Origin of the sequence: Mucilaginibacter glaciei (genome assembly GCF_014773245.1) — a bacterium.
Taxonomy (GTDB): Bacteria; Bacteroidota; Bacteroidia; order Sphingobacteriales; family Sphingobacteriaceae; genus Mucilaginibacter; species Mucilaginibacter glaciei.
Genome location: NZ_JACWMX010000010.1, coordinates 123,940 through 136,969 on the forward strand (window position 1 = coordinate 123,940; position 13,030 = coordinate 136,969).

Below are 13,030 nucleotides of genomic sequence, written 5' to 3' on the forward strand. Positions count from 1 at the left end.
TTTAGCTTTCAGCACTTCCATTACATATCTATCAGCACGCTCTCCCCAAATTTTGAGGAAACGGTTTTGTGCTCGCCGCCATCGATACTAATCACCAGCGACCCATCGAATGGGATCTTTTCTATCAATTGAATTTTTGTACCGATGCTGATATCAAGCTTCTGCAAGTATTGCAGGAATGAACTTGTAGTATCTTTTACTGCTGCTACGCGGCAGTGACCGCCCGCTTTTAAATCGGCCAGTGTGATTGAAGAGCGTTTGGCCATTTTACCATTGGCTTTAGGTATGGGGTCGCCATGCGGGTCGTACTCCGGGAAGCCCAGGAATTTGTCCAGTCTGTCGGCCAGGGTAGCATCCTTAATATGCTCCATTTCCTCGGCAATATCATGGATCTCATCCCAGTGATACCCCAGTTTTTCTAATAGAAATACCTCCCACAAACGGTGGCGGCGAACGATAAGTGTCGCATCTTTTTGCCCCTGCGCGGTCAGTTCCACACCTTTCTTTTTATCGTAATTGATCAATTGCTTCTCCGTCAGCTTACGGATCATATCCACAACCGATGCAGGGTTGTTCCCTAAAGATTCGGCAATGGCGGTTGGCGTTATCTTTTGCCCCTTATCCTGCCAAAGGCGGTAAATACATTTCAGGTAGTTCTCTTCAGATAAAGTATGCATATGTTTTATTGGGCTATACAAACATAATCAAAAAAACCATTTTAAAAATAAAATTAGTCAAGACTAATTTTATTTAATTGTTTAATTAAATTTTATTTATACGTTTGCGCAAATTAAATATCTATGCGTTTAGCAATACTTTCTATATTACTACTTACCTCACTGCGGGTTATGGCGCAAAAAGGTTCATTGACAGGTAAAGTCACTGTTAACAATAACCCACTGGCGTACGCCACAGTAATACTTAACGGCACCAAACACGGCACCACTACTGACCAGCAGGGCCGGTACGAGATCAAAAATATTACCCCCGGCGATTACCTGGCGGTATGCTCCAGCGTAGGGCACATCACCGATAAAATCAAGGTTTCCATAACTGATAAAGCACCCGCCATTCTGAACATCGACCTTAAAGAAAGCAGCTCCAAATTGAGCGAGGTGGTGGTAACCGGGGTGTCGCGCGCTACAGAACTGCGTAGCAACCCCGTGCCCATTGTGGTGCTTACCAAAAAGGAAATAGACCAAAACGTAAACAATAATATCATCGATGCCATTGTAAAAGGCATCCCCGGTGTAACAGCAGTTACTACGGGCCCAAATATTTCTAAACCTTTTATTCGCGGGCTGGGCTATAACCGGGTGCTGACTTTATATGACGGCATCCGCCAGGAAGGCCAGCAATGGGGCGACGAGCATGGTATTGAGATTGACCAATACGGCATTTCGCGCGCTGAAGTGATCAAAGGCCCGGCAAGTTTAACCTACGGGTCTGATGCGTTGGCGGGCGTTATCAACCTGATCCCTTATATACCGAATGGGGCAGATGGTAAATTAAACGGCGATATCATCACAGATTATCATAACAATAACGGGCTGGTTGGTTCGTCGTTGGGCTTATCTTACAAAACCGGCGACTGGAAGTACGCTTTTCGTGCTACGGGTAAAATGGCGCATAATTACCGTAATAAAATTGACGGGCCGGTTTATAACACCTCATTTCAGGAATACGTTTTGTCGGGTATGACCCGGATTGATAAAAAATGGGGGTATTCGCAATTTATAGGCACCACTTATAATAATAAACAGGAAATTCCGGATGGCAGCCGCGATTCACTTACCCGCCGGTTTACCGTACAGGTTGCCGAAGCGCCTAATGACAATATTAAAAACCGTCCCTTGGCTTCTGACGACTATTTAAACTCGTATGGCGTTACGCCTTTGCATCAGCATATTCAGCATTACCGGCTTTATAATAAAACCGAAGTTAAGCTGGGGGATGGCTTGCTTAACACGGCTTTGGGCTGGCAGCAAAGCGTAAGGCGGGAGTATAACCATCCTACCTTGCCGCAGCAAGCGGGTTTGTTTGTTACGCTGAATACGTTAAATTACGATTTAAGGTACAGCCCGCCGGTGTTTGCGGGCCTTGAGACATCTTTTGGTGTGAACGGCATTTACCAAACCAACCGCAGTAAAGATGCAACCGATTTCCCTATCCCGGATTATAATTTGTTTGACGTTGGGGGCTTCTTCTTCGCTAAAAAGACAATTGGTAAAACGGATATTTCCGGCGGCATCCGGTACGATACCCGGCATATTACCTGGAATGATTTTTATGTAGGGGCAAACCCGGCTAACGATTTCGAACAACGAATTTCTGCAACAGCTGCGGATGCACGCTTGCAATTCCCCCAATTTCAACACACCTATCACGGTATATCCGGCAGTTTAGGTTTTACATACAACATCAGCGAACGGCTGCTGCTAAAAGCCAATATTGCCCGTGGTTATCGCGCGCCTAATATTACAGAGATTGGCAGCAATGGCCTGGACCCCGGCGCGCATATTGTTTACCTGGGCAACCGTAGCTTTAACCCGGAATTTAGCTTGCAGGAAGATCTGGGCATTATCGCTTATTTGAAAGATGCCGATCTTCAGGTTGAATTATTTAATAATCAGATCAATAACTACATCTATCAATCCCGGTTGGATGATGCCAACGGCAACCCGGTTATTATTGTGCCGGGCAACACTACTTATCAATATCAGCAATCAAAGGCACGTTTGTACGGTGCCGAGCTTAGTTTTAACCTGCATCCTCAGGGTATCAAATGGCTGGCTTTTAACAACAGCCTGGCTTATGTGGTGGGTATAAACCAAAACGAAGCGTTGATTAAACAAAGTTACGGGGCGGCCAAATACTTGCCGTTCATCCCGCCGGTTCATATCCGGTCGGAGGTGCGGTTTAAATTGCAGGGTAAATACGGCCTCTTCAGCAAAGTGTACTTGCGTACCGAAGCGGATGCTTATACCGCGCAAAATCATTTTTACGCATTAAATGATACAGAAACGGCAACACCCGGTTACACGCTGATCAATGCAGGGATTGGTTCAACGCTGATCCGCAAATCGGGCAAACCTATTTGCGAGCTTTTTTTACAAGCCGACAATTTGTTTGACGTAGCTTATCAAAGTAACCTTAACCGGTTAAAATATTTTGAGTACTACCAGGCATCGCCCAACGGCCGCTCCGGTATTTACAATATCGGCCGGAACTTGAGCTTTAAGGTAATTGTTCCGTTTTAGGAATATGACTCCAGGTAATGTTTACTTAACACTTTTACGGCGCACAATGAAATAACCCGCAATAAACACAACAACGGCAACGCCAAGGCTCACAAATACATCTTTTGTAAATATGTCTATCTCCAAGTCTCTAACGGGTCCTTTGTTCTGTTTTATCATACTGGTTATAGCCGCCATAGGGTGCGCATAAGGAAATGCATACGCATATTCCCAGTTTTTTGATGCGGCTATAACCCCAGTGATGGTAGCAATAAAACCAATGCCCATGGGTTTCAAAAAGTCGGCCCAAAGCAAGCTAAGTAAAAACTGAATGGCTAATATGCCTAATGATGATAAAAACAACTTGAAGTACACCTGCATTATTTGCACCTCCATATGGTAAGCACCAAACTTAAGTTCTGGTTTTACAATGCCTAAAAGGTTGCCGAACGCAATAGTAAAAACCCCAAATAAAAATAGCGATAAAAATATCAAGAACACGGCATAAAAAAACTTGGCACCATAAACAGACCAACGTGAAAGAGGTAAGCTAAAAAGAGTTTTCCAGGTATCGGCCTTATGCTCTACGCTGTTAACGGAGTATGCAATAAAAATAACAAACATGGGCAGTAACAATGTACCCATAATGCCCAAGCTCATCATAGAAAATTGTATCCACAGTACCATAGGCTGGTACATCATAAACTTGTCGCTTTTGGTGTAAAAGACCGCTACAGCTAACAAATTCAAAAACAATGGTAAAATTATAGCACTCCAAAAACCTAATGTTTTACGGCTTTTGTAAAACTCCGACCAAAATGAGAGTAAAAATCCTTTCATGGGTTTAGTTGCTTTTGGTAATATTTAGAAATAGCTTTTCCAAATCTTTATGTTGTTTGTTGATGCCGTAAACAGTGATGCCATTTTGCACCAGCAGGGTATTGATCTCGCCAATTTGCTGCTTGGAAGTGAAAGGCACAAACAAGTGCTCGTTATTGATATCGTTAACAATAAAATTATGGCGCTTTAAAAGGTTAGCTGCATCAACTGTATTGTCTGCTTCAATATGCACCTGCGGCTGACTGATATTCTCCAGGTCCTTCACATTTCCCTGGAATAATAACGACCCATTGTTGATAATGCCTACATGTGTGGCCATCCGCTCGATCTCGCCCAATAAATGGCTGGATATAAAAACGGTTTTTCCCTGTTCTTTTACCAGGCTTATCATTAATTCGCGTATCTCGATGATCCCATTAGGGTCTAACCCGTTGGTGGGCTCGTCTAAAATTAAAAGTTTTGGGTCGCCTAATAGGGCAAGTGCAATACCCAAGCGTTGTTTCATTCCTAAAGAATACTGACCTGCCTTTTTATCGGAAGCGTTGGTTAGCCTTACCAGCTTCAGCATTTCATCTACACGGTTGGTATTTACCTGTAACAGCATAGCGCGGTTGATCAGGTTTTCTTTACCGGTAAGGTGGGCGTATATAGCAGGCTGCTCAATCAGTGAGCCTATTTGTGAAAGAATTTCTATGCGGTTGCCTTGCAGCTCTTTATCAAAAATATGAATGCTGCCATCCTGTATTTTTAACAGGTTGAGCAGCATTTTTATGGTAGTAGTTTTGCCTGCACCATTTGGCCCTAAAAAACCATAGATGCTCCCAGCAGGTACCTGAAGCGATAGTGATTTGACAACTTGCTGATTGGCAAAGCTAAATGAAAGGTTATCGGTACGGATTACCATACTTTATCTTGCGCGATAGATGCAACAGTTTTAACCAGGCCTACACCTTTAAAAAAAAGAGAAGTGGCATGTACTGCAGATGCACTGCTATCGTTTTGTTTCTTTTGCTCAAATTGGTAGCTAACCCCCATGATGATGGCGAAAAACACAGGGGCCAATAACAAGATGAATGGATTTGAATTTGAAACTAACTTTTTCATTGTGTTGTGATTTGATAGAACAAAGGAATGCTAATTTACTTACGCGCTAAAATGAATTAGACCAACAGCCATCATTTGTAGATGAACAGGCTTTTATAGCCATTAAGCCGTTCGTCGGTTAAAAATGCCCGTTCATCTAAAAACGCAATTGCTATATATAATCAACACCTATCTTAATGATCAAAATGTTACTTTAGATGCAGTAAGTATTGATAGGTAACTAATGAAAAAAAGCTGGCAGATATTCTGGCATACCCTGTTTTGGGCGAGCGTAATATCCTTCTTTATATTTGTTGCACATAGCAACAGCAAAACCACAATGCACACCTTGCTGGTATTGTTTGTAGTATTTGGCGTTATTAATATCGGTCTGTTCTATCTGAATTATCTGCTGCTTATCCCTAAGTATCTGGATAAGAAAAAGTACAGGCACTATGCCATTTATGTGATCAGCGCCATATTGATTATCGGGCTGGCCAAGTATGGTATAGCAGTAATATTTAAACCCATCATTTTAGTTCGGGCTGGTAAGGCCATCAGCTTTTGGCAGTACACCTTTAGCACCACTTTTACCAGTATCATATTCATTTTTTTGAGTACGGTATTAAAGTTCACTACCGATTGGTTTCTGAACGAACGCATTCAGCGCGACCTGGAAAACCAGCGTTTAAGTGCAGAGCTATCCTTTCTGAAATCGCAGATCAACCCGCACTTTTTGTTCAACTCCTTAAACAGTATTTACTCTCTGGCTTACCAAAAATCTGACACCACGCCCGAGGCTATCTTGAAGCTATCAGAAATTATGCGCTACATGCTTTATGAGTGTAACGATAACAAAGTGGAATTAAGTAAAGAGCTGCAATATTTGCACAACTATATAGACCTGCAAAAGATCCGTTTCGGCAACAAAGCTTTTATACAGTTTGAGGTAACGGGCGAAGTGAACGACCAGTACGTTGTGCCCTTATTGTTGATATCGTTCATAGAGAATGCCTTTAAACACGGCGTAGCAAACGACCCACTATTACCCATCAATATGCGCGTTAATTTAGAGGACGGGCATTTATTCTTTTTCATTCAAAATAAAAAACATTCACATAACCGCGATGCATCGGGCGGGATAGGGCTGGTAAACGTACAGCGCAGGTTAGACTTACTTTATCCCTCGAAATATAATTTAGATATTCGCGACGAAGCGGATACTTACACTGTACAATTATCCTTAGTTTTATAACCATGATCAGATGCATTGTAGTTGACGATGAGCCCCTGGCTTTGAATATACTGGAAGATTATATTTCCAAAATGCCCTTTCTGCAATTAATTAAGGCCACAACTAACCCAATTGAGGCTTTAACATTAGTACAGGCAGGTGGTATCGACCTGGTGTTTCTGGATGTGCAAATGCCCGAACTTACGGGTATTCAGTTTCTGAAGATAGCTAACGGTAAGGCCAAGGTGATTTTAACCACAGCCTACCCGCAATATGCGTTAGAAGGTTATGAATTAGATGTGGTAGATTACCTCTTAAAGCCCATCGCTTTCGACAGGTTTTTTAAATCGGTACAAAAAGCACAGGGCTTATTGCAACCCGCCGCACCAACAGCAGTTGCGGCAGCCGCACCCCCTGCCAAAGACGATTTCTCTAACGATTTTATCTTTGTAAAAACAGAGCACAAAATTCAAAAGGTTTACCTGCACGATATCCTTTTTATTGAAGGACTAAAAGATTATGTATCCATTTTCACCCCGGCAGAGCGCGTGATCACCTTGCAGAACATGAAAAAAATGGAAGACGCCCTACCGCCAAAGCATTTTACCCGTGTGCATAAATCATATATCGTATCTATTAATAAGATAGACAGCATCGAGCGTAGCCGCATTTTCATCGGCGACAAGGTTATACCCGTGGGCGATACTTATCGGGATGAGTTCTTCAAGATTGTTGATGGAAAGAATATATAGATCCTAAAACCGAGTCGTTTTTCAATAGGCGCATTCACCTTACCCAATCACCGCTCTTATCTGCTCCTCAACTTCTTTAACCAGTTCATCTGCATGGCGGCCATCAGGCTCAAGCGGAGTTAAGATGGTCCAGCTCATAGGGGTAAAAGTATTAAGGGGATAAAAGCCGTACCTGCTCATTTTCCACGTATCTTTTATCGCAACCGGCACTAAAAGCGCATTGGGGCATTTTTTTAATAGAGTTGCTATGCCTGCCGACTGGAATTGCTTTACCTTACCGTCTTTTGAACGTGTACCCTCCGGGAATATCACTGCCGACCAGTTATTATCCTTCATCCTCCCGGCAAACTTTACCAGTTCGGTTATGGACTGCCGCGGGTCTTTCCGATCTATATTGGCACCGCCTCCAACCCTTAAATTATATGATATAGAGGGAACACCCCTGGTAAGCTCAATTTTTGAGATGAACTTCGCATGATACTTACAAAGGTGATAAATCATCGGCGGTATATCATACAAGCTTTGGTGGTTGGCTATAAAGATCATTGGCCGGTTAAGCGGCAGGTTTTGTTTATTAATAAACGTGACCGGGTCAAGTACCAGGTACGAGGTGTGCGACAGGAAGAAGTTAAGGATATCTACAGCTCGTTTATGCGCTTTGTAACCCAACCAGTTGTAACAGATCCATTGAATAGGATGGAAAATGCACAGCAGTAAAAAAAATGCCGAAATAGCAATTGGTGAAAGGATATAGCCTAAAAACTTTTTCATTAAGGCCGCAAATTTAACTTTTTTTGATAAAATGATAAAGGTTTGATCTACAAAGTGTTCTCCAGCTGCATTAACCGTGCTTTTTGTATAGCACAAACGGTGACCGAATCCATTATTTCACCGGCGCAAACCATCCTGTAAACTTCTTCAAAAGGCACTTTCTTAACTTGCAATTGCTCAGTATCTTCCGGTTCGGCTTCGTGCTGCTCCAGACCGCGGGCCAAATAAACAATGCTCAATTCGTCACTCACCGAGTTAGATAGGTGCATCCGTTGCAGTTCTGTCCACTGCGACGCCTTAAGTCCTGTTTCTTCTAACAATTCGCGTTTGGCGGCTTCCAAGGGGTCGGCACCGATGATACCGCCACCCTCAGGGATCTCCCAGCTGTATTGGTCAATCACAAAACGGTACTGGCCCACCAAGTAAGTATTCATATCCTCATCTACGGGCAAAACGCCGATAGCCAGATTTTTGAAATGTACTTTGCCATAAATGCCCGGGTTGCCCGATGGGTTGATCACCTGATACTCGGTTACGTTTATCCAGGGGTTATCATATTGTACTTTCTCAGATCTTACCTGCCAGGGGTTTTCTTCGGGATTTTGCATAGGGAAAAGGTGTTTATCTTTATTTAATCAATTTCTTGTTATCCCAGGATCTCTTTAATATCATCTGCCGATAACGACTTGATAAAGCTTTCTTCGGTAGTAATGAGCGCACGGGCTACGCTGAGTTTGCGTTGCTGCAGAGCCAGGATCTTTTCCTCTACAGTATCCTTGGTAATAAATTTATAAATAAACACATTTTTGGTTTGACCGATGCGGTGCGTACGGTCAATGGCCTGCTGCTCAACGGCCGGGTTCCACCAAGGGTCAAGGATAAACACGTAGTCAGCCTCCGTAAGGTTCAGACCAACGCCACCTGCTTTTATCGAGATCAGGAACACCCTTGTCTTTTTGTCCTCCTGAAACTGTTTTACCACATCACCCCGGTTTTGTGTGCTCCCGTCCAGATATACGTATGGGATGCCATTTTCATCAAAATGCTCCCGGTAAATAGTAAGCTGTTTTACAAACTGCGAAAAGATGAGCACCTTATGCCCGCCCTCTAATACGCTGGCCAGCGTGTGTATCACGTTCTCAAACTTCCCGCTATCGCCTTCATAATCCACATCTATCATAGAAGGGTGATTGGCTATCTGCCGCAGTTTGATTAGACCCTGCAATACCTGGATCTGTGTTTTGGCATAAGTGCCATCCTCCAGGCTTTTTAATAACTCATTCCGGTATTCAGATTTTACCTTGTCATAAACTTCCGCTTGCTCTTCGCTCATCTGGCAATACAGTAGGGTTTCGGTTTTTGGCGGCAGTTCGGTGGCTACCTGTTCTTTGGTACGGCGCATTACAAAGGGCTTGATAATGGCTTGTAACTTGCGGGCCTTATCCTCATCCTTCTTTTTCTCTATCGGCGTTACAAATTCATTCAAAAAAAACTGCTGCGCCCCTAACAAGCCCGGGTTAATGAACGACATCTGCGTCCACAGGTCGTTCACCGAATTTTCTACCGGTGTACCGCTTAAGATCAATTTAAAGCGCGATTTTAATTGCCTTACCGACTGGAATGATTTGGAAGAAGGGTTTTTGATATTCTGGCTCTCATCCAATATCACATAATCAAAAAAGTAGGCCTTAAACATCTCTATATCTATCCGGCTGATGCCATAGGTAGTGATCACCACATCATAATTGGCAAAAACCTCTGCCGATTTATAGCGGAAAGCGCCAGTATGTACCATTAACCTTAGCTGCGGCGCAAACTTACGGGCCTCGTTCAGCCAGTTGTAAATGAGTGAAGTAGGCATGATCACCAGTGATGTAGCCTTGCTCCCGGCTGCCTCTGTATCTTCCTTATGTTTTTGCAGAAGGGCAAGCGTCTGGATGGTTTTACCCAGGCCCATATCATCGGCCAGGCAGCCGCCAAAATGGTACTCCTTTAAAAAGTGGAACCAGTTATAACCTGCCTTTTGATAAGGCCTTAGGCTGCCCGCAAAGTTAACAGGCATGGGTATATCGGCGGTCTCCTCAAAATCCGTTAGTTTTTGCAATTTACGGTTCATGGCCACCTCGGCCATTTCACCGTCCTGCAGTTCGTTGATCAGCCCCAAGTGGTGGCGGCGCAGTTTCAGGTGGTCGCCGCCTTCGCTAAAATGCAGCAGGTTGCCATATTGCGAAAACCATTGCTCGGGTATCACAGCTATCTCGCCCGATGGCAGGGTAAATTCCTTTTTATGGTTAAGGATATGATTCTTTAGCTGGATGAACGGGATACGGTACGGCCCAAAATACACTACCGCGTTGATATCAAACCAGTCGTTATTTTCAGTTATTTCTAAATCTATTTTGGTATTTCCAAAAACATATTTCTTTTGCCCGTCGGGTTGTTCTATTTCAAAGCTCGATGCTATCAACTGATCGTGGTGCTGATTAAGCCACTCAAACACCGGGAACGAGCGGTCGCTATCTTCATCGCGGCCGGCAACCTCTAAATTCTGGAACAGGGACGATACCGTTTGCAGGCCCATTTCTTCCAGTTGTGTCAGCTTGCCTTTTTCCCAGGTTACAGAGCGTTTGATGCGATGGAACAGATAATCGTCGCCGGTACGCTCCATCCTTACCGATACCGTACGGCCATCCCCGTAAGGGAAAACATAGCCAGCGTATTTAAAGTAAAGTTGCAGCTGCGATGTGCCACCCTCTACATATATTGGTTTTAGCACCGGGATCGCTTCATGCTTTTCGGTATTGATGGTAAAACCTTCGGCATATACATTGTGCTTCTCTATCAACGGGGCCACAAATTTTTCGAAGTAAGATACCTCCGAAGATTTGGGGATAGAGATATAGCGCTTGTTCAAAAAGGGTTGCAGCTTTTTACCCTCTATCTCTTTGTCAAAATAATACAGGGTATCGTCCAGCAGCATCCAGGCAGGGTGGTTGCAAATTACCTCGGCATCTTTAAACATAAATTCGATGCGCATCCCTTGGTACTTAATAGTTGGGAAGTAGCGAATCTCCTCTTCGTTCCTGCGGAAATGGAAGAGTACCGATGCGGCCTCGTCTGCGATATGCAGTTTACGGCCCGCCGGATAACCCTCCTTGCTCATGAGGTAAATTTGTTTGTTACCAAGTAAGCCTAACGCTTCCGCCAGTTTCTTCTCCATTTTTGGGCGGATGGTGTCAAAAAGCTGGTCGTTAAACACTTTGGCAAAAAACTCGAACGGGCGGATAGGTTTCTTATAAAACTTTTTGATGATGTTCCCCTGCTCAATATCTTCTAATATTTTGATGAGCTTGCGGTCGGTATCGTCAATGCAATGCACAAATTCTACAGCGGTATTGCTAAATAAACGCTGGTGGGTAAAAGAGAATTCGCCGTTGGGGTTAAGCTGCACAATATGCGGCTCTATTACGTACGACAGGTAATCGTGCCGGGCAATAGCATATATAATTTGGCACGGCTTGCTGCTATCTACGCGTAACATTAACTCTTAATAGGTAAAAAATTAATGAAAGCTACATCAACAAAAAATTCAAACGTAAACTAAAAAACCCACACCAAAAAATTTTGAAGCCGGAATTTATTAACAAGCGTTTGAAACTAATTGCCGATTAAAATTATTAGCCGGCAATTAAAACGCAAAGCTAAATTTACCCATCAGCACCGCCGGGTTGGTGCCGATAGCCAAAGGTTCACCGCATAGGGCTTCATTACCTAATAATGCAAACAGGATAGCCTCTTTAGCATCAGGGTTGATGCCTAACGCATCAGTATTACCAATGCTTACCCCCGGCAAGGCGTTGGTTAAATACTCCATTATAAACGGGTTACGGGCGCCGCCGCCGCTCGCAAAAAGCTTAATATTTCCAGATGTAAAATTACTGCGGATGAATTGCGCAATAGCCCGCCCCGTAAAAGCACTCAATGTAGCTACCAGGTCGGCCTTCCCTATATTCAATAAACGTGTAGCTTGCTGCGCATCGGCTACATAGCTTAAATTAAACAATTCAGGCCCGGTGGTTTTGGGCAGTGTTTCGTTAAAGAAAGGGTGGTACAATAAAGCATCGAGCAAAGTTTCGCTCACCTTGCCCGAGTAGGCTATTTTTGAATCTTCGTCAAAAGGCTGGTCAAAATACTCCCGGCAGGCGGCGTCGATTAATGTATTACCCGGGCCGATATCGGTACATATAACTTTAGACAGATCGCTATCGCCAGGCAGATAGGTGAGATTGGCAATCCCGCCAATATTTAACAGGATACGGTCCTCTCCTGGCTGGCTCCCTAACAGCACATCGCCGTACAGAGCCAGCGGCGCGCCTTCACCACCAACTGCAATATGTTTCTGCCTAAAATCGCTGATGGTCATGATCCCGGTTTTAATGGCAATATGGTCGCCGTCGCCTATTTGCAGGGTAGCACTATCATACCCCGGTTGCTGATGCTGATGTTTTGGAGCGTGATAAATGGTTTGCCCGTGGCTGGCTATAAAGTCTACACCCGCTACGGGCACCTTCCATATTGTCAGGGCTTGTAAAATTAACTTTGCATGAAAACTTCCGATATAAGCATTCAGCAGCGTTACTTGCTCTAAACTCACCTGCTTTTGCGCAAACACCTGCTGTACCGCCAGCTTAAAATCGGGAGTATAGGGGATGGTGGTAAATTGCAGCAACCTAAATTGGGTATCAATACCGCTGCCTTCAAAACTACAAAGCGCAATATCCAGGCCGTCTAACGAAGTACCCGACATTAAGCCGATGCCTAAACGCTGTTGCCTTTGGGCAGCATTAAATAGTTTTTGCAGGTTTTTATTCAGTTGCGGCATGCCACTAAATTACCTGTTTTAGCGCCGTGCACAAATAAAAATTAAAACGCCCATTATTTAAATAGTTGAATATATTTGTTTTAAACCTACTATAAACCCCATCATTCCCCAATTATGGCAAGATTAAATTTATTGGAAGAGACGCGATATGAGAAGCTGCCGGTAAGCGTTTACGCTGACCAGGCTGCGGCTTCACTGGCAGTAGCCGCAAGGATCGCAAAACTGATCC

11 protein-coding genes and 1 pseudogene are annotated in these 13,030 nt (G+C 43.8%); 4 read left to right on the forward strand and 8 right to left on the reverse strand.

Translation table 11 applies throughout. The annotated features are described in order from the left end of the window. Positions 1 to 20: 20 nt before the first annotated feature. Positions 21 to 677 carry a metal-dependent transcriptional regulator gene (locus IDJ76_RS19455; RefSeq protein ID WP_191165763.1) on the reverse strand — a complete coding sequence of 219 codons (657 nt, stop codon included), beginning with the start codon at positions 675 to 677 and terminating at the stop codon, positions 21 to 23. A gap of 123 nt (positions 678 to 800) precedes the next feature. On the opposite strand from IDJ76_RS19455, the gene IDJ76_RS19460 reads away from it, so the two are divergent. After that, positions 801 to 3,260 (forward strand): TonB-dependent receptor, encoded by a 2,460-nt coding sequence (locus tag IDJ76_RS19460; RefSeq protein ID WP_191165765.1) that lies wholly within the window; start codon positions 801 to 803, stop codon positions 3,258 to 3,260. Positions 3,261 to 3,281: 21 nt separating this feature from the next. Here IDJ76_RS19460 and IDJ76_RS19465 read toward each other — a convergent pair whose 3' ends face one another. From IDJ76_RS19465 to IDJ76_RS19475, 3 genes are read right to left on the reverse strand one after another with little or no spacing between them, the layout of a single operon-like run. After that, a complete protein-coding gene (locus tag IDJ76_RS19465; RefSeq protein ID WP_191165767.1) occupies positions 3,282 to 4,079 on the reverse strand; it encodes an ABC transporter permease in 798 nt (265 codons plus the stop codon). Positions 4,080 to 4,083: 4 nt separating this feature from the next. Continuing rightward, positions 4,084 to 4,983 (reverse strand): ABC transporter ATP-binding protein, encoded by a 900-nt coding sequence (locus IDJ76_RS19470; RefSeq protein ID WP_191165769.1) that lies wholly within the window; start codon positions 4,981 to 4,983, stop codon positions 4,084 to 4,086. Beyond that, positions 4,977 to 5,183 carry a hypothetical protein gene (locus IDJ76_RS19475; RefSeq protein ID WP_191165771.1) on the reverse strand — a complete coding sequence of 69 codons (207 nt, stop codon included), beginning with the start codon at positions 5,181 to 5,183 and terminating at the stop codon, positions 4,977 to 4,979. The genes IDJ76_RS19470 and IDJ76_RS19475 overlap by 7 nt, the downstream gene beginning before the upstream one ends. A 223-nt stretch (positions 5,184 to 5,406) precedes the next feature. On the opposite strand from IDJ76_RS19475, the gene IDJ76_RS19480 reads away from it, so the two are divergent. Both IDJ76_RS19480 and IDJ76_RS19485 read left to right on the forward strand, forming a co-directional pair. Continuing rightward, positions 5,407 to 6,417, forward strand: coding sequence for a sensor histidine kinase (locus IDJ76_RS19480; protein WP_191165773.1), 1,011 nt, complete (start codon positions 5,407 to 5,409; stop codon positions 6,415 to 6,417). Positions 6,418 to 6,419: 2 nt separating this feature from the next. Continuing rightward, positions 6,420 to 7,148, forward strand: coding sequence for a LytR/AlgR family response regulator transcription factor (locus IDJ76_RS19485; RefSeq protein WP_191165775.1), 729 nt, complete (start codon positions 6,420 to 6,422; stop codon positions 7,146 to 7,148). Positions 7,149 to 7,187: 39 nt separating this feature from the next. Here IDJ76_RS19485 and IDJ76_RS19490 read toward each other — a convergent pair whose 3' ends face one another. The 4 genes from IDJ76_RS19490 to IDJ76_RS19505 all read right to left on the reverse strand — a co-directional run bounded on the left by IDJ76_RS19490 (position 7,188) and on the right by IDJ76_RS19505 (position 12,801). Beyond that, positions 7,188 to 7,919 carry a lysophospholipid acyltransferase family protein gene (locus IDJ76_RS19490; RefSeq protein WP_191165777.1) on the reverse strand — a complete coding sequence of 244 codons (732 nt, stop codon included), beginning with the start codon at positions 7,917 to 7,919 and terminating at the stop codon, positions 7,188 to 7,190. Between the two features lie 47 nt (positions 7,920 to 7,966). Next, positions 7,967 to 8,527 carry an NUDIX domain-containing protein gene (locus tag IDJ76_RS19495; protein ID WP_191165779.1) on the reverse strand — a complete coding sequence of 187 codons (561 nt, stop codon included), beginning with the start codon at positions 8,525 to 8,527 and terminating at the stop codon, positions 7,967 to 7,969. A gap of 38 nt (positions 8,528 to 8,565) precedes the next feature. Next, positions 8,566 to 11,460 (reverse strand): DEAD/DEAH box helicase, encoded by a 2,895-nt coding sequence (locus tag IDJ76_RS19500; RefSeq protein ID WP_191165781.1) that lies wholly within the window; start codon positions 11,458 to 11,460, stop codon positions 8,566 to 8,568. 147 nt (positions 11,461 to 11,607) lie between these two features. After that, positions 11,608 to 12,801 carry an anhydro-N-acetylmuramic acid kinase gene (locus IDJ76_RS19505; RefSeq protein ID WP_224746418.1) on the reverse strand — a complete coding sequence of 398 codons (1,194 nt, stop codon included), beginning with the start codon at positions 12,799 to 12,801 and terminating at the stop codon, positions 11,608 to 11,610. Positions 12,802 to 12,915: 114 nt separating this feature from the next. Between IDJ76_RS19505 and IDJ76_RS19510 the strand changes: the two are divergent. Continuing rightward, positions 12,916 to 13,030 (forward strand): annotated as a pseudogene (locus IDJ76_RS19510) (glucosamine-6-phosphate deaminase); the annotation flags it as partial.

What these genes read in the sequence shown, in the direction of transcription:
- IDJ76_RS19455 (WP_191165763.1), bottom strand. Translation starts at nt 677, where the DNA reads ATGCATACTTTATCTGAAGAGAACTACCTGAAATGTATTTACCGCCTT.
- IDJ76_RS19460 (WP_191165765.1), top strand. Translation starts at nt 801, where the DNA reads ATGCGTTTAGCAATACTTTCTATATTACTACTTACCTCACTGCGGGTT.
- IDJ76_RS19465 (WP_191165767.1), bottom strand. Translation starts at nt 4,079, where the DNA reads ATGAAAGGATTTTTACTCTCATTTTGGTCGGAGTTTTACAAAAGCCGT.
- IDJ76_RS19470 (WP_191165769.1), bottom strand. Translation starts at nt 4,983, where the DNA reads ATGGTAATCCGTACCGATAACCTTTCATTTAGCTTTGCCAATCAGCAA.
- IDJ76_RS19475 (WP_191165771.1), bottom strand. Translation starts at nt 5,183, where the DNA reads ATGAAAAAGTTAGTTTCAAATTCAAATCCATTCATCTTGTTATTGGCC.
- IDJ76_RS19480 (WP_191165773.1), top strand. Translation starts at nt 5,407, where the DNA reads ATGAAAAAAAGCTGGCAGATATTCTGGCATACCCTGTTTTGGGCGAGC.
- IDJ76_RS19485 (WP_191165775.1), top strand. Translation starts at nt 6,420, where the DNA reads ATGATCAGATGCATTGTAGTTGACGATGAGCCCCTGGCTTTGAATATA.
- IDJ76_RS19490 (WP_191165777.1), bottom strand. Translation starts at nt 7,919, where the DNA reads ATGAAAAAGTTTTTAGGCTATATCCTTTCACCAATTGCTATTTCGGCA.
- IDJ76_RS19495 (WP_191165779.1), bottom strand. Translation starts at nt 8,527, where the DNA reads ATGCAAAATCCCGAAGAAAACCCCTGGCAGGTAAGATCTGAGAAAGTA.
- IDJ76_RS19500 (WP_191165781.1), bottom strand. Translation starts at nt 11,460, where the DNA reads ATGTTACGCGTAGATAGCAGCAAGCCGTGCCAAATTATATATGCTATT.
- IDJ76_RS19505 (WP_224746418.1), bottom strand. Translation starts at nt 12,801, where the DNA reads ATGCCGCAACTGAATAAAAACCTGCAAAAACTATTTAATGCTGCCCAA.